Origin of the sequence: Micromonospora coriariae, assembly GCF_900091455.1 — a bacterium.
GTDB classification, from domain to species: Bacteria; Actinomycetota; Actinomycetes; order Mycobacteriales; family Micromonosporaceae; genus Micromonospora; species Micromonospora coriariae.
Map to the genome: position 1 here is coordinate 2,749,690 of NZ_LT607412.1, position 20,937 is coordinate 2,770,626.

The 20,937-nt window shown below is 70.9% G+C and carries 17 protein-coding genes and 1 pseudogene; 11 read left to right on the forward strand and 7 right to left on the reverse strand.

Annotated elements, in window-relative coordinates:
• Nucleotides 1-527: 527 nt before the first annotated feature.
• The 4 genes from rpsF (at nucleotide 528) to rplI (ending at nucleotide 2,178) form a co-directional block, all read left to right on the forward strand.
• A complete protein-coding gene (gene rpsF, locus GA0070607_RS12880; protein WP_074315517.1) occupies nucleotides 528-818 on the forward strand; it encodes a 30S ribosomal protein S6 in 291 nt (96 codons plus the stop codon).
• A gap of 78 nt (nucleotides 819-896) precedes the next feature.
• Nucleotides 897-1,436, forward strand: coding sequence for a single-stranded DNA-binding protein (locus tag GA0070607_RS12885; protein ID WP_172899022.1), 540 nt, complete (start codon nucleotides 897-899; stop codon nucleotides 1,434-1,436).
• 41 nt (nucleotides 1,437-1,477) lie between these two features.
• Nucleotides 1,478-1,717 (forward strand): 30S ribosomal protein S18, encoded by a 240-nt coding sequence (gene rpsR / locus GA0070607_RS12890; protein WP_013289355.1) that lies wholly within the window; start codon nucleotides 1,478-1,480, stop codon nucleotides 1,715-1,717.
• A 14-nt stretch (nucleotides 1,718-1,731) separates the two neighbouring features.
• Nucleotides 1,732-2,178, forward strand: coding sequence for a 50S ribosomal protein L9 (rplI, locus tag GA0070607_RS12895; protein WP_089018430.1), 447 nt, complete (start codon nucleotides 1,732-1,734; stop codon nucleotides 2,176-2,178).
• A gap of 81 nt (nucleotides 2,179-2,259) precedes the next feature.
• Here the strand turns inward: rplI and GA0070607_RS12900 are convergent, their stop codons facing one another.
• Nucleotides 2,260-3,837 (reverse strand): hypothetical protein, encoded by a 1,578-nt coding sequence (locus tag GA0070607_RS12900; RefSeq protein ID WP_089018431.1) that lies wholly within the window; start codon nucleotides 3,835-3,837, stop codon nucleotides 2,260-2,262.
• Nucleotides 3,838-4,221: 384 nt separating this feature from the next.
• On the opposite strand from GA0070607_RS12900, the gene GA0070607_RS12905 reads away from it, so the two are divergent.
• Nucleotides 4,222-6,915 carry a replicative DNA helicase gene (locus tag GA0070607_RS12905; protein ID WP_089018432.1) on the forward strand — a complete coding sequence of 898 codons (2,694 nt, stop codon included), beginning with the start codon at nucleotides 4,222-4,224 and terminating at the stop codon, nucleotides 6,913-6,915.
• 19 nt (nucleotides 6,916-6,934) lie between these two features.
• Here GA0070607_RS12905 and GA0070607_RS12910 read toward each other — a convergent pair whose 3' ends face one another.
• The 5 genes from GA0070607_RS12910 to GA0070607_RS12930 all read right to left on the reverse strand — a co-directional run bounded on the left by GA0070607_RS12910 (nucleotide 6,935) and on the right by GA0070607_RS12930 (nucleotide 12,693).
• The gene (locus GA0070607_RS12910; RefSeq protein WP_089018433.1) at nucleotides 6,935-7,612 is read right to left on the reverse strand and encodes a maleylpyruvate isomerase N-terminal domain-containing protein; all 678 of its coding nucleotides are present in this window, start codon (nucleotides 7,610-7,612) and stop codon (nucleotides 6,935-6,937) included.
• Between the two features lie 112 nt (nucleotides 7,613-7,724).
• Nucleotides 7,725-8,096 carry a TFIIB-type zinc ribbon-containing protein gene (locus GA0070607_RS12915; RefSeq protein ID WP_089018434.1) on the reverse strand — a complete coding sequence of 124 codons (372 nt, stop codon included), beginning with the start codon at nucleotides 8,094-8,096 and terminating at the stop codon, nucleotides 7,725-7,727.
• Nucleotides 8,097-8,115: 19 nt separating this feature from the next.
• Nucleotides 8,116-8,748: a phosphoribosyltransferase gene (locus GA0070607_RS12920; RefSeq protein WP_089018435.1), complete on the reverse strand. Its 633-nt coding sequence runs from the start codon at nucleotides 8,746-8,748 to the stop codon at nucleotides 8,116-8,118.
• Between the two features lie 41 nt (nucleotides 8,749-8,789).
• Complete coding sequence (locus GA0070607_RS12925) at nucleotides 8,790-10,127, reverse strand: glycosyltransferase 87 family protein (protein ID WP_089018436.1); 1,338 nt, start codon at nucleotides 10,125-10,127, stop codon at nucleotides 8,790-8,792.
• 37 nt (nucleotides 10,128-10,164) lie between these two features.
• Nucleotides 10,165-12,693 (reverse strand): putative bifunctional diguanylate cyclase/phosphodiesterase, encoded by a 2,529-nt coding sequence (locus GA0070607_RS12930; RefSeq protein WP_172899023.1) that lies wholly within the window; start codon nucleotides 12,691-12,693, stop codon nucleotides 10,165-10,167.
• A 696-nt stretch (nucleotides 12,694-13,389) separates the two neighbouring features.
• Between GA0070607_RS12930 and GA0070607_RS34115 the strand changes: the two are divergent.
• The 6 genes and pseudogenes from GA0070607_RS34115 to GA0070607_RS12955 form a co-directional block, all read left to right on the forward strand.
• Nucleotides 13,390-13,515, forward strand: a pseudogene (locus tag GA0070607_RS34115) (AfsR/SARP family transcriptional regulator); the annotation flags it as partial.
• A gap of 99 nt (nucleotides 13,516-13,614) precedes the next feature.
• The gene (locus GA0070607_RS12935) at nucleotides 13,615-16,371 is read left to right on the forward strand and encodes an ATP-binding protein (RefSeq protein WP_269458424.1); all 2,757 of its coding nucleotides are present in this window, start codon (nucleotides 13,615-13,617) and stop codon (nucleotides 16,369-16,371) included.
• 264 nt (nucleotides 16,372-16,635) lie between these two features.
• On the forward strand, nucleotides 16,636-17,127 hold the full coding sequence (gene moaC, locus GA0070607_RS12940) for a cyclic pyranopterin monophosphate synthase MoaC (RefSeq protein ID WP_089018438.1): 492 nt from the start codon (nucleotides 16,636-16,638) through the stop codon (nucleotides 17,125-17,127).
• Nucleotides 17,124-17,594 (forward strand): MogA/MoaB family molybdenum cofactor biosynthesis protein, encoded by a 471-nt coding sequence (locus tag GA0070607_RS12945; protein WP_089021818.1) that lies wholly within the window; start codon nucleotides 17,124-17,126, stop codon nucleotides 17,592-17,594. The genes moaC and GA0070607_RS12945 overlap by 4 nt, the downstream gene beginning before the upstream one ends.
• Nucleotides 17,595-17,647: 53 nt before the next feature.
• A complete protein-coding gene (locus GA0070607_RS12950; RefSeq protein ID WP_089018439.1) occupies nucleotides 17,648-18,904 on the forward strand; it encodes a molybdopterin molybdotransferase MoeA in 1,257 nt (418 codons plus the stop codon).
• Nucleotides 18,901-19,329: a molybdenum cofactor biosynthesis protein MoaE gene (locus GA0070607_RS12955; protein WP_089018440.1), complete on the forward strand. Its 429-nt coding sequence runs from the start codon at nucleotides 18,901-18,903 to the stop codon at nucleotides 19,327-19,329. Before GA0070607_RS12950 ends, GA0070607_RS12955 begins: the two co-directional genes overlap by 4 nt.
• A 4-nt stretch (nucleotides 19,330-19,333) precedes the next feature.
• Here the strand turns inward: GA0070607_RS12955 and GA0070607_RS12960 are convergent, their stop codons facing one another.
• A complete protein-coding gene (locus tag GA0070607_RS12960; protein WP_089018441.1) occupies nucleotides 19,334-20,779 on the reverse strand; it encodes a glycosyltransferase 87 family protein in 1,446 nt (481 codons plus the stop codon).
• Nucleotides 20,780-20,937 lie beyond the last annotated feature (158 nt).

Consider the following 20,937-nt stretch of genomic DNA (forward strand, 5'->3'; position numbering starts at 1 on the left):
GCCAGCGCCGGTGCCGTCGGTGGCGTGAACGCCGCGGACGGCAACCGGTGGTCGACGGACCGACAGCGAGGTCACCCCCGCCGCGCGGCCCGGCGTGGCGGGGGCGGCCCCCCGGGCACATCAGATCCGACCGATGAAGAATCTCGGAAATTTGTGCCTTTCCCCCCGACAAGGTACGAGAGCCGTTGTATCGTCAGATAACAACACGATAAAGCTCCGCGGGGCGTCTTCGGTCCAACCTCATCGGTGTGGTCGTTCCTCCCCAGGTCCCACCCAAGGAATGCGGACGGGACGCCCCGCGGCCTCGTTGACGGGGGTCCACCACCGGCCGGTGACGGCCGGACGGTGGGCCCCCGTCGGCACGTCCGGGCGCTGGCCGTACCACCACAGGCATGATCGTTCGGACCGGGTATCCTGGTCAGGTTGTCCGCGTCCGGCCGGGTTCCCCCGGTACGTGCGGGCAGCGACGCACGACCTCCTGCCACGGAAGGACCGTGGCCGCTTAGCCCACAGGAGGTGAGCACGTCTTGCGTCATTACGAAGTAATGGTGATCCTCGACCCCAGCCTCGAGGAACGCACCGTCGCCCCGTCGCTCGACACGTACCTGAACGTGATCCGGACCGCGGGTGGCTCGGTTGAGAAGACCGACGTGTGGGGCCGCCGGCGCCTCGCGTACGAGATCAACAAAAAGGCCGAGGGCATTTACGCCGTCGTCGACCTGCAGGCCACGCCTGCCGCGGTGGCCGAGCTGGACCGTCAGCTCCGGCTCAACGAGTCCGTGCTGCGCACCAAGGTCATCCGGCCGGAGATGCGCTAAGCATTCAACCCGGTTCGCCCGGATCAGCCTCCGCGGCTCTGTCGTACGGCTCTGAGAGCCTGTACGACGAGACGCTGAGTGCGCGAGGAGATGGTCATGGCAGGAGACACCACCATCACGGTCATCGGCAATCTGACCGATGACCCCGAGTTGCGGTTCACCCCCTCCGGGGCGGCGGTCGCCAAGTTCCGAGTCGCCTCGACGCCCCGATTCATGGACAAGGCGTCGGGCGAGTGGAAGGACGGCGAGCCGCTGTTCCTCGCTTGCACCGTGTGGCGGCAGGCCGCCGAGCACGTCGCCGAGTCGCTGCAGCGTGGCGCTCGGGTGATCGTCTCGGGCCGGCTCCGGCAGCGGTCCTACGAGACCCGCGAGGGTGAGAAGCGCACTGTCATCGAGCTTGAGGTCGACGAGATCGGCCCGTCGCTGCGCTACGCCACGGCGAAGGTGCAGAAGATGTCCCGCTCCGGCGGTGGCGGCGGCGGCTTCGGTGGCGGCAGCGGCGGCGGTGGTGGTCAGGGTGGCGGCGGAGGCAACTTCGACGACCCCTGGGCTTCGGCCGCACCCTCTCCCGCGCGTGCCGGTTCGGGCGGCAACTTCGACGAGGAGCCCCCGTTCTAATGGCGCCGAGCGCCCGCGATCGCAAACCAGGAGCACGAGCAATGGCCAAGGCTGCGGCACTTCGCAAGCCGAAGAAGAAGGTGAACCCGCTCGACAAGGACGGGATCACCTACATCGATTACAAGGACACCGCGCTGCTGCGCAAGTTCATCTCCGACCGCGGCAAGATCCGCGCTCGGCGGGTGACCGGCGTGACCTCGCAGCAGCAGCGGCAGATCGCCCGTGCGGTCAAGAATGCCCGTGAGATGGCGCTCCTGCCGTACACGGCTACCACCCGCTGAGAGGAGGCACCGATATGAAGATCATCCTGACTCAGGAAGTGTCCGGCCTCGGTGCCCCGGGCGACATCGTCGAGGTCAAGGACGGCTTCGGCCGTAACTACCTGCTGCCGCAGGGCTTCGCGATCGCCTGGACCAAGGGCGCGGAAAAGCAGGTCACGGTCATCAAGCGGGCCCGCTCGGCCCGCGAGATCCGCGACCTCGACCACGCGAACGAGGTCAAGGGTCAGCTCGAGGGTCTCAAGGTCAACCTGAAGGCCCGCGCCGGCGACGGCGGTCGGCTCTTCGGCTCGGTCACTTCGGCCGAGATCGTCGACGCCGTCAAGGCCTCCGGTGGCCCGGTCCTCGACCGGCGCCGGCTGGAGGTGCCCGGTCACATCAAGTCGACCGGCACCTACCCGGTGAAGATCAAGCTGCACCCCGAGGTGACCGCGTCGTTCAACCTGAACGTCGTTCAGGGCTGACACCAGCGACACCACCACGAGGGCCCGTGCCGAGCGATCGGTACGGGCCCTCGTGCGTACCGTCGTCGGGCCCGCGCCCGGTCAACCGATCGGCTGACCGGTCACCGCGCTGATCAACACCGTGGAGAGGCCCCCGCCCACCACCGCGGCGGCGAGCGCGATGGTGGCCGAGCGCCACGTCGTACCGACCCGACGCAGCAGCGCCGCCACCACCAGACTGCTCAGCAGCGCCAGCCCGAAGCGGGGCGAGCCGGCGAGCAGCGACTCCAACGCACGCGACCGGGGCGAGTCGCACCCGCCTCCGCTGATGTCGGTGACGCACCCGGCCGGCGCCTGGCTGTTCAGGGTCAGCAGCCAGACGAAAATCAACACCGCCGGCACCAGATAACAGGCCGCGGTGTACAGCAGCGGCCGGATGGACCCACCCGGATCCGGGTCCAGCAGGTCGTCCTCCAGGCGCCGCGCCCAGCCGCCCGTGGCCACGGACTCGACCCGCCGACGCACCGAGGCCACCCCGACCGGCGGCTGGTCCACCCGCCGTCGTGGCCCAGCACCACGCGGTACGGGCGCACCACGCGGTACGGGCGCACCACGCGGTACTGGTGCGCTCCGCGGGCGCGGGGCGGTGTAACCCACCACCGGCGACCGGGGTGCCGTCGTCGACGGATCCATCCAGCGCGGGTCGTCACCGGCCAGCCGAGTGCCGGACCAGAAGCGGTCGTCCCGGCTCGGCCAACCCTCGGCCGCCACCGGCCGGTCGGAGCGGGGCGCGAGCGTCCGGTCCCACTGGTCGTCCTCGACCGCGGACCGCTCCCACTGGCCGGTGCGGTCGGACCGTTCCCAACCACCGATGCTCTCCGCCTGCGCCCACTGCCCACTCAGGTCGTTGTCGTCCGTATCGGCCACCGGCGGCCACGCGTGTACGCCCGAGGCGTCCCACGGGTCCACCGCCGGCGCGTACGACGGGTCCGGCTCGGGCGTCGGCCCCGAACCGCGCTCCCACGGATCGACCGCCGGACGGGTCCAGGACTCCTCCGCCCGGCGGCTGCGCCGGGTGGGTCGGTCCGTTTCCCAACGCGGCGCCGGCTCGGCCGGGGCGGGCTCCAGGTCACCGCCGGACCAGATCACCTGTGGGCGGCCGGCGGGCGCACGGCGAGGACGGCGGTCCGGGACCGCGCCGGAGACCGGCTCCTCCTCCGCCGAGTCGGCACGCCGGCGGCCCGCGTACCCCTGCCCCTGTGGACGGTCGAGCGTCCACTCCCGGGTGTGGTCCGAGTCGGGCGCAGCGCCGATCGCCGGTCGCTCCCGCCAACTCGTCTCGCTGACCAGGCGCCGGGTGCTCGTCGTCTCACTGGCTCGCCAGCCGGCTCCGGAACTAGGCAGTTCGGGCTCGGGCTCGGGCTCGTCGTCATCCGGGGCGGCGTGCCGGCCACCGCCGTCCGCGTGCCGGACCCCCGATTCCAGTGCCCACCGGGGCAGGTAGGCGTCGACCGGCTCGTCCTGCCCCCGGTCCAGTGCACGCCGACGGCTGGAGGTGCGATAGCGCCCGTCCTCGTCGTACGGGTCGACCGGAAGGGGTGGCATGCGCTCACCCCACGAGGCGGTCGGCTGGCGCTCGCGCGGGCTGCCCTCCCCGCGTCCCCAGTCCCGGTAACTCACGGCCGGAGTGTGACCCTTCTGAACCGAAAGCGTAATCCGCTGTCCAGGTGTAGCCGTTCGCTGGAGATAGTACGGGACGATCGTGTCACAGGCCCGACCGAAATATTCTCCTCCACAGGCTGGGGATCGCATATCCGCAGGTCAGCGAGGTGTGGCCCGGAATTCCCCAAGCGTTGTCCACAGGCTGTGCACACGCTGCGCACATGCTCGTCCACCGACATCCACAGGTTGTCCCGAGGCTCGTCCACCGGCGCTGTTGAGTCGCTGACCTCGGGGTCCGTATGGTTGGCCCTCGACCGCCGGCGCGATGGCCCCCGATCGACCGGCCCGGTCGGACGGAATTGTCGTACCCCGGCGATAGAGCTGGGACCCGGATCCGGCGCAGTGGAGGGGGGACCCGTGTCGGTCACCGACGACATGCGGGCGGAGCCACGCTCCGGCGGCCAGCCGCCCGCCCAGCGCGACGGCCAGTTCGACAAGACTCCGCCCCAGGATGTCGCCGCCGAGCAGTGCGTCCTCGGCGGCATGCTGCTCTCCAAGGACGCCATCGCCGACGTCGTCGAGATCCTGAAGACCAACGACTTCTACCGGCCGGTGCACGCCACCATCTTCGACATCATCCTGGACATCTACGGCCGGGGTGAGCCGGCCGACCCGATCACCGTGGCCGCCGCCCTCACCGACTCCGGTGATCTGGCCCGCATCGGTGGCGCGCCCTACCTGCACACCCTCATCGCCAGCGTGCCCACCGCCGCGAACGCCGCCTACTACGCGCGGATCGTCAGCGAGCGGGCGGTGCTGCGCCGGCTGGTCGAGGCCGGCACCAAGATCGTGCAGTTGGGTTACGGCACCGCAAGCGGCGGCAGCCGCGACGTCGACGACGTCGTGGACCTCGCCCAGCAGGCCGTCTACGACGTCACGGAACGCCGCGTCAGCGAGGACTTCGCGGTCCTGGCGGACATGTTGCAGCCAACGCTTGACGAGATCGAGGCGGTGGGTGCGCAGGGCGGGATGATGACCGGCGTCCCGACCGGCTTCACCGACCTCGACCGGCTGCTCAACGGCCTTCACGCGGGCCAGTTGATCATCGTGGCCGGCAGGCCTGGTCTGGGCAAATCGACCGCAAGCATGGACTTCGCTCGAAATGCCGCTATCCGGGCCAACCAGGCGGCTGCCATCTTCTCGCTGGAAATGAGCAAGGTCGAGATCGTCATGCGACTGCTCTCCGCCGAGGCGCGGGTGCCGCTGCACGTGCTGCGCAGCGGGCAGCTCTCCGACGACGACTGGACCAAGCTGGCCCGGTGCATGGGCGAGATCAGCGAGGCACCGCTCTTCGTCGACGACACGCCGAGCATGAACCTGATGGAGATCCGGGCCAAGGCCCGCCGGCTCAAGCAGCGGCACGACCTCAAGTTGATCGTGGTCGACTACCTCCAGCTGATGACCTCGCCGAAGCGCACCGAGAGCCGACAGCAGGAGGTCGCCGACCTCTCCCGTGGCCTCAAGCTGCTGGCCAAGGAGGTCGAGTGCCCGGTCATCGCGGTCAGCCAGCTGAACCGTGGCCCCGAGCAGCGCACCGACAAGCGCCCCCAGCTGTCCGATCTGCGCGAATCGGGTTGCCTCACTGCGGAGACCCGAGTGATACGTGCGGACGACAATACCGAGATCACTTTGGGTGAGTTGCTGGCCAACAACGCAAAGGACATTCCGGTCTGGGCGCTGGACGAGGGTCTGCGCTACACCCCTCGCACCATGACCCACGTCTTCCCGAGCGGCACCCGCGAGGTGTTCCGGCTGACCCTCGCATCGGGCAAACAGATCGACGCTACGGCCAACCACCCCTTCCTCGCGTTCACGGGGTGGGTGCCGCTAGGTGAACTGTCGCCAGGAGATCGCATCGCTACGCCGCGACACCTCCCGCCCCCAATGGTCGCCCGCCCATGGGCCGACCCGGAGGTCGTTATGTTGGCGCACCTACTGGGCGACGGTTCCTTCGTGCGGCGCCAACCGATCCGTTACGCAAGTCGCGACGAGCTGAACCTGCAGGCCGTGACAGAAGCGGCGAAACATTTCGGGATCACCGCCCTCCGCGACGACTACGCGGCCGCGAGGGTGACCACCCTCCGGTTGCCCGCGCCTTATCGGCTGGCTCGTGGTCGGCGTAACCCGATCGCGGCGTGGTTGGACGACTTGGGCCTCTTCGGCCTTCGGTCGCACGAGAAGTTCCTCCCGCCGACCGTCTTCAGCCTGCCCAAGGAGCAGATCACCACCTTTCTACGGCACCTGTGGGCCACGGACGGTTCGGTGACGGTCAACCGCTCAGGGCGCGGCGGCCGGGTCTATTTCGCGTCCACCAGCCGACGAATGCTCGAGGACATCTCGCGGCTGCTCCTGAGGTACGGCATCACGGCCCGACTCAAGGTCGTACCAGTCGTGGGGCATCGCCCGCAGCACACGCTCGACATCTCCGGTCGGGACGACCAGTTGAGGTTCCTGCGCGAGATTGGCGTCCACGGGCAGCGGTCGGAGGGCTGCGCCGCCCTGCTTGCCGCGTTGGAAACAACGGAGAGCAACACCAACGTCGACACCGTGCCGCGCGAGGTGTGGACCAGGGTCAAGGAAATTCTGGTGGAGCAGGGCATGACCCACCGTGAGTTCGCGAAGGCCATCGGCACCCAGTTTTGCGGCAGCGCCCTCTGGAAGCGCGCGCCCAGCCGCTCCCGGCTGGCGGCGATCGCCGCCGTCCTCGACGCGGCCGATCTCGACTTGCACGCGACCAACGACATCTTCTGGGATTCGATCGTGGCCATCGAGTCGATCGGCGAGCAAGAGGTGTTCGACGCGACTGTGCTCGGGAAGCACAACTTCATCGCCAACGGCATCGCCACCCACAACTCGATCGAGCAGGATGCCGACGTTGTCATCCTTTTGCACCGCGACGACTACTACGACAAGGAGTCGCCGCGCGCGGGCGAGGCGGACTTCATCATCGCCAAGCATCGAAACGGCCCCACCGACACGGTGACCGTCGCGGCCCAGCTGCACCTGTCCCGCTTCGTCGACATGGCCATCGTCTGATCGGCGCGAGCACCGACGCTCAGCCCAACAGCGGGAACCAGCCCGCCGATTCGCCCAGCTCCAACCGGTCCCGGTCGGTGAGCGGGAGACGCCCGGTGGCTTTCAACAGGAACTCCTCGTCGTCCCACGCCGTGGGGCGGACCGTGTCGTCGCTCATCAGGCCGTCCATGGTCGCCACCGCGACCCGTACCGCCAGTCGGCCCGGCGGCGGCGCGTCGGGCAGTTCCAGCGTCAGGTCCAGGTGGTGCACGACGGCTTCGGTGGTCAGGGTGGCGAGGAAGTCCGGTACGCGTAGCACGTGCCCCTGCGTGGTCACGTACCCCGTCGGGTCGGCTGCGGCGGCGGCCCGGATCGCCGCCGGGGCGGTGTCCCGCCAGAGCCGGACGATCCCGGTCGGCCGGTCGAAGGCGGCCGCGGACCGGCGGACCGACCAGGCGTGCCGGGCGTCGATACCACCGTCGGACGGGAAGCCGCGCCAGTAGCTGACGTCGTCCACGTCGGCGGGGCCGTCGGCGGGACTGGCCAGCGCGACCAGGGCCCGCTGGGCGTCGCCGAGCACGTGGAAGAGGACATCCGCGACGAGCCACCCCCGGCAGCGGGTGGATCGTTGCAGGTCCCCGTCGTCCCGGCCGTCGACCACGCCGGTGATCCCGTCGTACGCCTGGGCCAGCGCCTCGGCCGGCCGGATCGCGCTCATGCGATGCAGCCTCGCACGGACCAACCCGCCCGCCAACCGTTGTCGATGGTGGCGGTGGACGAAGCGCCCGGGCCGACGCGCGGATCGGCCCGGGCGGGATGATGACCTCGGCTCAGCCGAACATCTCGTCGAGGAATCCCTTGCGCTTCTTCTGCCGGTAGTGGCCGTGGTAGCCGTGGTGCTGTTGGCCGCCGTAAACCGGCGCCGGCGGGTAGCCGTGGGCGGGCGGGGGCGGTGGCGGCGGGGGAACCGCACCGTAGCCGGGCTGGTGCTGCGGCGGTGGGTAGCCACCGGGCTGCTGAGCGGGCTGCGGCGGCGGGCCGGCCTGCTGGCGGCTCCAGTTGGCCTCCGCCTCGAAGAGCTTCTCAAGCTCGCCGCGGTCGAGGAAAATGCCTCGGCACTCCCCGCACTGGTCGATGACGACGCCGCTGCGCTCGTACTGACGCATTTCTCCGTGACACTTGGGACAGGTGAGACTCATCATCCGAAGGTACCCGGTCGAGTCACGCGGTCGCGGTAAGCGCCTCGATCACCTCTTCGTCGGGCACCTCGTGGAAGTCCTCGTAGTAGACGCTGACCGCGCCGAAATCCTGCGGGCGTTGGGCGCAGACGACCTGGTCGGCCTCCGCGGCCAGTAGCTCGTACGCCTCCTGTGCGCCGACCGGCACCGCCACCACCACCCGACGTGCGCCGAGTCGGCGGACGACCTCGACGGCGGCGCGCGCGGTCGCGCCGGTGGCCAGGCCGTCGTCAACGATCACCGCGATCCGCCCGGCGAGGTCCAGCGGCGGTCGGTCGCCCCGGTAGAGCCGCTCCCGACGCTCCAACTCGGTCTGCTCCCGGTGGTTGACCTCGGCGATGTCGTCGCTGCTGAGCCGGCTGGCCACCGCCTCGTTGAGCACCTGCACACCGCCCGGGCCGAGCGCGCCGAAGGCGACCTCCCGGGCCCACGGCATGCCGAGCTTGCGGACCACCAGCACGTCCAGGGGCGCGCCGAGCCGTTCGGCGACGACCCGGGCCACAGGCACGCCGCCGCGGACCAGGCCGAGGACGACGACGTCCGGCTCGCCGATGAGTGCGGTGAGCCGATCGGCGAGCACCTGGCCCGCCTCGGCCCGGTCGCGGTACGTGGTCATGCCTTCAGGTGTACGCCGTGTCGCGTCGTTCCGCCCGGCAGTTACGCCGAAGTGGCCCGACCGGACAGCTCGCCGGGCACCGGGACGGTCGACGCGTCGGTGGTGCGGTGCAGTGCGGGTGCCCAGGTGAGCAGGGCCAGCGGATACAACAGGTAGCCGAACCGGGTCGAGGGCATCAGGAGGATCGCGGCGAGCAGCCCGTACCCGCAGATCAGCGCCGTGGCCACGGCGGTGCGGGGCGGACGGCGGGCGAGTCGGACGGCGATGGTCAGGCCGGCCGCGACCAGTAACGCGGCGGCGATCAGCCGGCCGGCGGGCAGCGCGGTGGCGATCAGGTAGCCGGGGAACGGGGACTGCGCGGGGCTGGTGACCAGGCCGTGGCCGAGCGGGAAACGCAGCACGTTCTCGATCAGCGCGTCACGGTCGACCAGCAGGGCCGGGAGCAGGGCCGCCACGGGCAACCCGATCGCGCCGGCGGCGACCCGGGTGCCGGCCCGCCGGGTCAGCCCCCACACGATCAGGACCAGGGCGACCGGCCAGGCGAACAACTTCAGCGCGCCGGCCAGCCCGACCGCGAGGCCGGCCCGGCCGGGTCGGTCGGCGGCGGCGAGCGCGAGAGCGAGCAGGCAGAGCGCGAGTACGGGCAGGTCGTCGCCGCCGGTGGCGAGGGTGAGCGCGCAGATCGGCAGGACGGTGGCGGCCTGCACGCCCCGCAGCAGGGCGGCGCCCCGACGGTCGTCGGCGTCGGCGGTCGTGGCCGGGTGTGCGCGGTGGGCGGAGCGAAGGGCGGCCACGGCCAGGGCGAGCGCCAGCGCGGTGCCCACCGAGAACCAGACCCGGGCATCGGTCCACGCGGCGTCGAACAGGGCTCTGGGCAGGCCGAACATCGCCATGCCCGGCTGGTACGGCGTGTAGCCGAGCAGCTGCTCGCCGTGCGGCAGGGCGGCTATGGCGTCGTGCCCGAGGTACGGCGTGCCGTGGTCGAGTAGGCGCGCCCCGGCCTGTTCCACGACCAGCACCTCCTCCTGGGCTCGGTCGACGCGTCCGGTGGCCCGCTCGACGCTCTGCCAGAGCACGGGCAGCAGGGCGGTGCTCGCCCAGACGAATCCGGTGACCGTCCACCGGGCTGGCAGGCCGACCAGCCGGGAGGCCGAGCCGCGTCGGCGAAGGATGAGCTGGAGGACCACCGCCAGTGCCGCGATGAGGTAGCCGACTGTGGCGACCGTGCCCCAGGCCCGGTGCGGCAGCAGCGTCGAGGTGACCGCGGTGATCGCGGCGAAGATGGCCGAGACGGCGTAGAGACCGAGGTCGAGGGCGAGGCCCCCGGCGGCGGTGTCGAGCGTCCGCCAGCGACGGGCGGTCGGGTGGTCGGCGGTCACGGGCGCCAGTCTGGCAGACCGCTCTGCCGGGACCCGGTCAGGCGGGGAGGTGGGGAAGGCGGTCCGGGCGGGACCGGCCGCCCTGGCGGCGGTTCTGGGTCAGCCGGATCACCGCGCCGGCGTCGTGCAGCGGCGGTGCGAGGGCGCCCGGGCGGCCGCCCGAGCCGCGCTGCAACGCCGCGAGGAGAGTGCCGGCGGGCATCGGCCGGGCGAACAGGTGCCCCTGGCCGGCGGTGCAACCCAGCTCCCAGAGGGCCCTTCGTTGCGGTTCGCTCTCCACCCCCTCGGCCACCACGTCAAGGTCGAGGCTGCGGCCCAGGTCGAGGGTGGAACGGATGACGGCGGCGGCCTCCGCCGAACTCTCCATCGTCGTCACGAAGCTGCGGTCGATCTTCAGCTCGTGCACGGGGATCCGGGAGAGCAGGGAGAGCGAGGAGTAGCCGGTGCCGAAGTCGTCCAGCGCCAAACGGACGCCCTCGTCGCGCAGCCGGCTCAGCACCCGGTCCACCACGTCGAGCTGGCTGAGCGTCAGCGTCTCGGTCAACTCCAGCACCAACCGGTCCGGCGGCAGGTCGTGGGCGCGCAGGTGGGCCAGCACCGAGCCGGGGAAGCGCGCGTCGAGCAGGCTGCGCGGGGACACGTTGACCGCGACCGGCACGTCGAAGCCGGCGTCGCGCCAGCCGGCCGCGGCGATCAACGCCTGGTCGAGGATCGCCTCGGCGAAGGCCGGTAGCAGCCCGGAGCGCTCCACCGCCTCCAGGAAACGCAGCGGATCGATCATGCCGTGGGTGGGGTGGTGCCAGCGGGCCAGCGCCTCCGCGCTGGTCACCTCGCCGGTGCCCAGGTCGACGATCGGTTGGAAGTTGACGACGAACTCGTGGTCGGCGACCGCCCGTGGCAGGTCCCCCCCGAGGGTGAGTCGGCCGAGGTCGGCGGTGTCCCGGGCCGGGGCGTACGTGGAGATCCGTTGACCGGCCCGCTTCGCCTGGTACATCGCCACGTCGGCGCGGCGCAGCAGCTCTGCCATGCCGCCACTGGCCGGGGCGACGGAGATCCCGCCGCTGGCTTCGACGCTGATCCGCATGCCGTCCAGCTCGAACGGTTCGTGCAGCGCGGCGAGCAGCGTCTCCGCCCGGTGCGCGGCGACCGCCGGGGCCGGCAGCCCGCGCAGGAGTACGGCGAACTCGTCGCCGCCGAGGCGGGCCACCAGGTCAGTGGCCTGGGCGGCGCCCCGCAGACGTTCGGCCACCTGTACCAGCACCTGGTCGCCGGCGGCGTGCCCGAGCGTGTCGTTGACCTCTTTGAAGTGGTTGAGGTCGATCAGCACCAGCGCGGTCACCCCGTCCGCGTGTCGCCCGCTCAACTGCTCGGTGCCCTTGTCGAGCAGGTGCCGACGGTTGGCCAGGCCGGTCAGCGCGTCGTGCGCCGCGGCGTACGCGTGCTCGTCGGCGACCCGTGCCAGCTCGGCGTACGCCTGGGCGTTGCGGACCGCCGTGCAGAGCGCGGAGGCGAAGGTACGCAGGGTGTACTGCTCCCGTTCGGAGAGCTGCACCGGGCCGCGGAAGCGCAGCCGCAGCGCGCCGATGTCGACCGAACGGTCGTGGCCCTCCAGCGGCGTGGCGACGATCGTGCCGTCCACGTCGGTGGGCGTGCCGGCCGGTCCGTCGAAGGCGATGCCGCCGGCGTCACCGCGGACGGTGCGGCCACCGTCGCGCAGCTCGATCTCGACCTCGTCGGCGGAGAAAAGCTCGGTGGCCTGGGTGACGGCGTTGGTGAGGACTTTGTCCAGGTCGACCACGTTGAGCGCGTCGGTGGCGCGGGCGAGCCGCTGCCACGCCTGCTGCTCGGTGCGGCTGCGGATATGCGCGGAGTAGGCCAGGTGCAGGCTGAGGACCAGGAACGGAACGGCGAGCAGGAGACGTTGATCCGCCCGAAGGATGATCAGGGTGAAGGCTGCGACCACGAATCGGACGGCGAAGCCGGCGAGCCGTAGGTCCCAGTGGTTACGGAACTGACGGGCGACACGGGTGCCCGACGCCAGCGCGATGACCGGGATGGCCAACAGGTCGTCGAGCACCGCGGCGGCGAGGTACACCGCCCCGAGCAGGATGAAGAGGTCCCACAGGCCCTCTGGCGGCCAGCGCTCGCCGAGGAGCATGACCACCGCAGTCGCGCCACCGGCCACGAGGGTGTGTTTGGCGATGCCGAACGCCGCTTTGATCGCGGTCAACCGGTTGAGGAGCGAGACGCAGGCGATACCGATGCCGGTGGAGAGGATCACCCAGGGTGGTGGGGCCAGGGCGAGCCCGAGAACGATGGCGGTCTCCACCCAGGCGAACGAGAAGGTCGTCGACCGGATGCGGAGCCGCGCCTTGACGACCGCTCCGGAGGCGATCATCAGTATGAGTGCCACGATTGTCGAGACGTCGCCCGCGCTGTCCGGCGCCTTGCGTACCGCCGCGAGAGCAGCGGTTACGGCGACGGCTGTCGCCAGCACCACCAGCACTCCGACGAGGGTCAGCAGGCGGGGGTCGGTGTCCCTTTGACGACGCGTCGTCCGGCTCACTCAACCTCACCCGTAACCCACCGTCGGTGTCCGCTGACGGGCAGCGTACTCCGGTGTGGCTGTGGTGATAAGGACTCAGTCCCATTCGGTGCTACGCATCTGACACCCCTTCAGCGTCGAGGATCTGCATCTGGCTGAAGCTGGACTAGTCCCACTCGGTGCTGTTGCGCATCGTCCCTCCCCCTTCCCGCTCCGTGGCGCCTGTCGGGGCGCCCGTCGTTTGGTAGGGCTGAGAGTAGGAGAGGTGACGTGTGAGAAGGAACAATTAATGTCGGTATGCGCAACATTAGCCAAGCTGAAGCGGATATGTCACTTTGTGTCCGCACTCCTGAGCGGAGCGCTCAACCTTCACGCCGATGCGCGGGGCGGGTCGACCCATTGATGCCATCGCTTGCAGACTGCAATCAGTGTCGCTAACTGCGTAGGCAACTTCATCCGCGCTTCGGTCCCTGGGCGGAGATGAAACGGGTTGTTCGTGAGCAGACATCAGGAGCAGACCACTCCAGTTGAGACTAAGGCCAGCGGCGCTGCCGGGGTGAGTGGGTGACCCTAGGCTTCGTTGTGTGACCGACCGGACACGCGTCATCGTTCACGTAGGGAGGACGGGTGGAGATTCGGGTTCTTGGCGGCCTCTCCGTGCAACTGCCCTCCCGCACTTTGCAGCTGGGCACGCCAAAACAGCAGGCAATCTTCGCGATGCTCGCAGTTCATCCGGGCCAGCTGGTGACGGTGGAGGATCTCATCGATGAGTTGTGGCCCGATCGTCCTCCGCGGTCTGCCGTGGCGAACGTGCGGACCTACGCGGCGAATTTGCGTCGAGGCTTCGAGGCTTTGCAGCCCGGCCAAGGGGTTGTCGCTCGGCAGCGGAACGGCTATCGGCTCGACCTGCGGCCGGATCTGATCGATATCTGCCTCTTCGAGATGGAGCATCGCGCGGGTCGGGACGCCCTCTCGGCCGGAGACCTGGACCAGGCGCGCCACCTGCTGGGCCAGGCCGTGGCCCGGTGGCAGGGCCGGATGCTCGCCGGCATCCCACTCGGGCCCGTGCTGGCCGCCCGCGTGGTGGCCGCCGAGGAGGAGCGGCTGCTCACCACGGAACTCCTCGCTGACGTCCAGTTGAGATCGGGTCGGGATGACCTGGCGATTCCGCTGTTACGGGAGGTCGTCGCCCGTCATCCCCTCCGTGAGCCGGCGTACGTCCTTCTCATGCGTGCCCTGTACGAGCGTGGAGACAATGCGGAAGCACTCGCCGCGTACGAGGAGATCCGTACGCGGCTGGCCACGGAGCTGGGAGTGGGCCCCGGCGGCGATACCCAGGAGTTGCGCCGCACGATCATCACGGCGACATCCCGCCCAATGCCCGCGCGTTCCGTGCGCTCCGGCCCGGTCACACCAGGCATCGACGGCTCGGCGCCCGGGGGTCGGATCAACCCGGTGGATCACCTTCCCCGGGCGGTCACCGACTTCGTCGGGCGGGAGGACGTGTTGGCTCGGTTACTGGTGGAGACCCGGCGGGTCGAGGAGCGTGTTCCGACCGTCCACCTCATCGACGGAATGGCGGGCAGCGGCAAGACCACCCTCGCCGTGCACCTGGCGCGTCAGTTGTCGGCTCGGTACCCGGACGCCAAGCTGTTCATCGACCTGTGCGGCCACGGAGAGAAGACCCGGGTGGATCCGTCGAGCGCGCTGGTCACCCTGCTTCGCCAGCTTGACGTGCCCGCCGATCACGTTCCGGTCGAGTTCGACGCCCGAGTCGAGTTGTGGCGACGTGAGCTGGCCAGGAGAAGGTCCGTCGTCGTCCTCGACAACGCCGCGAGCAGCAGTCAGATCCTTCCCCTCCTTCCGACCGAGCCGACCACCGTCGTGCTGGTGACGTCGCGACGCCGACTCTCCCACCCGGAGGTCGGGCCGTCGCAGACCCTGCCCGTCATGACACCTGAGGAAGGTGTGGATCTGCTGGCCTTCAGCGTGGGCCGGGACCGGGTCGACGCCGAGCCGCAGGCGGCCGCTGAGGTGGTTCGGCGGTGCGGGTACCTGCCATTGGCGATCCGGTTGGCCGGAGCCCGACTGGCGCATCGGCGCGGTTGGCGGCTGGGGCAGCTCGCCGAACAGATGGCTGCCGGCCCGCCGGCGCTGCGTCATCTGGCCGGGGAGGAAAGTACGGTGGCGGGCGCCTTCGCCGCTTCCTACGAGCCGCTGCCGGCCCCGATCAGGCGAGTCTTCCGTCTCCTGAGTCTGTATCCCGGAAATCGGCTCAGTCCGCCGGTCGTCGCCGCGCTGACCGGTCTGCCGATGGAGGAGGCACACGCGGCGCTGGACGAACTCGTCGACCGGAACCTGGTGGAGGACATCGACTCCGAGCGATACCGACTGCACGATCTCGTCCGCCAGTACTCCGCCGAGCTCTGCTCCCGCATCGATCCACCGGCCGACCGGAGGCAGGCGCTGCATCAACTCTTCGAGGTCACGCTCGAAGCGGCCCTGATGGTCGCCGTGTCGCTGGAGCCGAGCGGCATCGTCAGTGCCCAGGTCACCTTCGCCCCGTCCGGGCGACCCGAGCTGGCCAGGGCCCTCGGGGAACGGAACGTCGAATGGTTGGAGGCCGAGCGGACGGATCTGGTGACAATGGTCGTCTCGGCGCGCGAGCTGGGCTTCCACCAGCACTCGTGGCAACTGGCTCGCGCACTCTGGCGGTTCTGCTACATCCGCGGGTATTTCGAGGACATCATCCTGACTCACCGGCAGGCGATGGCGGCGGCGGAAGCCACCGGGGACGCTGACGCGCTGGCGGTGATCAACAACTATTTGGCCTCTGCCTACGTGCGGACCGGCGATAATCGGAAGGCCCTGCATCACCTGACCCGTGCTGTCGCTCTCTCCCAGAACTCCCGGGACCGGCTGAGCACGGCGCGATACCGATCCAACCTCGGCGCCGTCTACTGGTGGAGCGGCAAGCTGACCGAGGCGGTCGCGGTCGGGATGGAGAGCCTGCGCGACTACAAGGGGTATGGCAATGTCGGAGTGCCCCTGGTGCTGCCCAATATCGGTCTGGCGCTGACGGCGCTGGGTCGCCACGACGAGGCGCTGCGGCTGCATCGTCTGCACCTGGCCTGGGCCCGGACGAACTCCGAGGACTTTCACATCCTCAACGCCCTCAGCCACATCGGTGCGGTACGGGTGCGAATGGGTCACTTTCCGCAGGCGATCCGGATCCTCACGGCCTCCCTGGCGATGCGTGACCGGACCGGCCACCGGTATGCCGAGGCCGAGGTGCGCAACGACCTCGGGATCGCGTACCGCGGTCTCGGCCGGCTGGTGGCGGCCCAGCAGGAGCACGAGGCGGCTCGGCGACTGGCGGTCGGTTCGGGGGAACGGCACGTCGAGGCGGCGGCGTTGAACGAACTCGGTCGTACCCTGCGGGCCCAGGGGCGAGGTGGCGAGGCGGTCGAGATGCACCGGGCGGCGTTGCGGTTGGCCACCCGGATCGCACACCCGCACGAGCAGGGGCGCGCCCTTGCCGGCCTCGCCGAACACTTCGCCCGCGTCGACCCGACGGAGGCACGACGCCACTGGGAGCGAGCGTTGGCGATCTTCCAACGGATGGGCGTCCCGGAGCGCTTCGAAGCCGAACGTCGCCTCGCCGAGTTGGGCGAGACTCCCGTGAACGCGGAGGCTTGACCTGCCCGGACGGCCCTTATCGATTTCTTATCGCCGTGCCCGGTAGCTTGTCGGCCGTATCGGCGAACGGGGGAGGTTCTGCCCACGGGCAGAACCGGGTCGTCGACACACGCCCGCTGCCAGGTCCCCCCCCAGCGACCTCGGCTGCGGTGGGTGGTGAGGGAGGAGCGGCATACGGCCGGCGCGTCGGCAGCACCCGACGTGGCCGGCTCGGGCGCCGCTCCTTCCGAGCACCCGTCGTGCCGCACCGATAGGCTCGGCACCGTGACCGAACCCGCGCAGCTCAGCCACGTCGACCGCGCCGGTGCGGCCCGCATGGTCGACGTCTCCGCCAAGCCGGTGACCGGCCGGCTGGCCGTCGCCGCGGGCCGCCTTCGGACCACACCCGAGGTCGTCGACCTGCTGCACCGCGACGGCCTGCCCAAGGGTGACGCTCTGGCCGTCGGTCGGCTGGCCGGGATCATGGGCGCCAAACGCACACCGGAGCTGATCCCGCTCTGCCACCCGATCGCCCTGCACGGCGTCACCGTCGACCTGCGGCTCACTGTCGACACCGTGGAGATCACCGCCACCGCCCGCACCGCGGACCGGACGGGAGTCGAGATGGAGGCACTCACCGCGGTCGCCGTCGCCGGTCTCGCCCTTGTCGACATGGTCAAGGCGGTTGACCCGGCGGCGTCGGTGGAGGCGGTCCGGGTGCTTCGCAAGGAGGGCGGCAAGACCGGCGAGTGGGTCCGACCGGAGGACCGGCCGTGATCCGGGCCCGGGTGATCGTCGCGTCGAACCGGGCCGCGGCCGGCGTCTACGCCGACACCAGCGGTCCACTGCTCGCCGCCGGCCTGCTCGACCTGGGCTGCCAGGTCGACGAGCCGGTGGTGGTGCCCGACGGCGAGCCGGTCGGCGCGGCCTTGCGAGACGCCCTCGCCGACGGCATCGACGTGGTGTTGACCAGCGGTGGCACGGGGGTCACCCCGACAGACCGGACACCGGACGTGACCCGGGGTCTGCTGGATTACGAGATCCCCGGCATCGCCGAGGCGATCCGCGCGCACAGTCGCGACCGGGTGCCCACGTCGGTGCTGTCCCGAGGGCTGGCCGGCGTGGCCGGCCGGATGCTGGTGGTCAACCTGCCCGGCTCGACCGGCGGTGCCCGGGACGGGCTGGCCGTCCTCGGGCCGATCCTCGCGCACACCGTCGACCAACTTCGCGGCGGAGACCACTGACCGGTCCGCGCCCAGACCCGGCGGGTGTCGGTCCGTCCCGATAGGCTCGGCCGGTGAGCACGGAAACCGCACCAACCGCGGACCGGGTCGCCGCGCCCCCGCCGGCCGGGTGGGAGGAGGCGCGCTCCCGCGTCTACGCAGTCGGCCTGGCCGCCGCGCTTCCCACCCTCTCCCGGCCACTGACCGACACCGACGGGCTGACCCTGGCCGAGCCGCTGACCGCCCGCACCGACCTTCCCGCCTTCCCCACCTCCAGCGTGGACGGCTGGGCGGTGCGCGGCGGCGGCCCCTGGCGCGTCGTCGGCCGGGTGCTGGCCGGCAACACTCCCGCGCCGCTCAGCGAGGACGGCACGACCGTCGAGATCGCGACCGGTGCGATGGTGCCCGAAGGCGCGACCGCCGTGCTGCGCGTCGAGGAGTCCACCACCACCGACGGCCTGGTCAGCGGCACGCCCCGCCAGACGCCGGAGTGGCGGCAGCCGGGCGAGGAGGCGTCCGCCGACGAGGAGCTGCTGCCGGTCGGCACGCCGATCGACCCGGCGGTGATCGGCCTGGCGGCGTCCTGCGGGCACGACACCCTGCGGGTCCGGCGGGCGCCGCGCGCCGCGCTTCTGGTCTTCGGCGACGAACTGCTCACCGCGGGTCCCCCCGCGGCCGGCCGGGTCCGGGACGCGCTGGGGCCGGCGGTGCCCGCGTGGCTGCGCCGGTACGGCTGCCAGATCCGTCCGGCCGACGTGGTCGGCCCCGTGGCCGACACGCTGCCCGCGCACGTGGCTGCCCTGCGCGCGGCGCTGACCAACGCCGACCTGGTCTGCACCACGGGCGGCACGATGCACGGCCCGGTCGACCACCTGCACCCGGCGCTCGAAGCGCTCGGCGCCGACTACGTGGTCAACACGGTGGCGGTCCGGCCCGGCTTCCCGATGCTGCTGGCCCGGGTGGCCGGCGCCGACGGGCGGGTCCGGTTCGTCGCCGGGCTGCCGGGCAACCCGCAGTCCGCCATCGTCGCGCTGGTGTCGCTGGTCGCCCCGCTGCTCGCCGGCCTCCAGGGCCGTCCGATGCCGGTTCTGCCGCAGGCCACGTTGGCCGAGGCGGTGCCCGGTCGTGGCGAGCACACCCACCTGGCGCTGGTCCGGCTGGACCGGGCGGCCGGCACCGCGTTCCCGGTGCGGCACGTCGGCTCGGCGATGCTGCGTGGCCTGGCCGGCGCGGACGGGTTCGCGGTCATCCGGCCGGGCACCAGCGGCGATCCGGGTGACCGGGTGCCGATCGTGCCGCTGCCGCTGCTGACCGGGGAGCGTGCGTCATGACGGCGCCGGCGCTCACCTTCGGCCAGGTCACCGACCAGCCGCTGGACCTGGCCGCGCACGAGGCGGCGGTCGCCGACCGGCGGGCCGGCGCGGTGGTCTCCTTCCAGGGTGTGGTCCGCGACCACGACCACGGGCGGGCCGTGGTGAGCCTGGAGTACGAGGGGCACCCGAGTGCCGAGCAGGTGCTCCGCGAGGTGGCCGCCGAGATCGCGGCCGAGCCCGACGTCTACGCGGTGGCCGTCTCGCACCGGGTCGGCCCGCTGGCGATCGGTGACGTGGCGCTGGTCGCCGCCGTGAGCACCGCGCACCGCGCGGCGGCATTCGAGGCCTGCGCCCGCCTGGTGGACGAGGCCAAGGCACGGCTGCCGATCTGGAAACGGCAGGTCTTCGGCGACGGCACCGAGGAATGGGTCAACTGCCCCTGACTGCTCAGCGTCGGCCGTTGACCAGCACGTTCCGCGCGAGTCGATCGCCGTAGAACGCCGGCTCGGCGCCCGGGCGCCAGGGCAGCGCGGCGACCAGCACGATCAGCGCGAGCGCGAGCGAGTTCTCCATCAGCGCGCCGAAGAGACCGTCCTGATAGTGCGACATCTCGGGCAGCTGGTGCTCGTACGGCCAGATCGGGGAGATCAGGAACAGCAGGTAGAGCCCGATCGCGGCGACGCCGTGCCGGAGCCCGGTCAACGTCGGGTACCAGATCGGCGGGCGGAGCCCGTTGACCCCGGTCAGGCCGCCCAACGCCAGGCCCTGGCCACTGCGCGAGGTCAACCCCCGGCTCGCCTCCCGGCGGCGCACCGCCGCGTCGGCCAGCACGATGATCGCCGGAACCACCCAGACCAGGTGGTGCGTCCAGGAGATCGGACTGATCACGTTGGCGGTCAGACCGACCAGCGTGAACGCGGTCAGTTCGTCACCGTCGGCGCGGGAACTGGCCGCCCGGGACAGGCCCAGCGCCAGGATCAGCACCGAGAAGGAGAACCAGAGCAGACCGGGGGTCTCGATCGAGTCGTACAGCCGGGCCAGCAGACCGGCGAGCGACTGGTTGGGCGTCATGTCCGCCGCGCCGACCCGCTCGGTCTGCCAGAGGACGCTGCCGAAGTAGGCCCGCGACTCGTCGCCGACGATCGCGAAGGTCCCCACCGTCACGCCGATCGTGGTGCCGATCGCGGTGGCCGCCACCCGCCACTGGCGGGTGACCAGCAGGTAGGCGATGAACAGCGCCGGGGTGAGCTTGACCGCGGTGGCCAGGCCGATGCCCGCGCCGGCCCAGGCGCCGCCGTAGAGGAAGCGCAGCAGGGGGCCGTCGGTCGCCGCGTAGTGGGTGCCCCGGCGGGAGCGCCACCGCAGCCCGATCAGGTCGGCCATGATCAGCGCGAACAGCAGGATGTTGACCTGGCCGTAGCCGAGGGTCTCCCGGCCCGGTTCGATGGCCACCGCGAGCGGCACCGCCAGGGCCACGGTGAACCACAGCGGCCAGGCCAGCCGGTCCACGATGGGGCGGAGCAGCCCCGCCAGCACCAGCGCCAGCGCCGCGATGCTGGCCAGAGCGTTGACCATCCCGGCGGCGCCGATCGGCAACTGTGCCATCGGCAGCATGACCAACCCGGCGAACGGCGGATAGGTGAAGCCGAGAGTTGTGCCCGGCGCGATGAACTCGTAGAGCTCGTGACCGCTCGCCCACCACACCACCGCGCCGTGGTAGATCTTCATGTCGAAGAAGTTGTACGGCCGCCCGAACGCGCCGATGGCCAGCCATGCGGCGTAGGCGACGGCGGCCACGATGCCACCCCGTACGACATTCGCGCGATCGATCCCGCGCGCCACGCGTTGGATTTGGGCGAGGCGGTCCGCCCGTCTACCGACAGTCGTCGGCATGGCGTGGCCACCCCCGTACCAAGATCGTCCTACCCGTCCAGGTCCTGCACGGAGCCTAGAACGGCGCCTCACGTCAGTGCCTCCCGCGTTATGCGACCGTGTCCGATCCCACACATGTTTTTGACATTTCCACCGCGTTAACGCCTACCGGGCGGTTC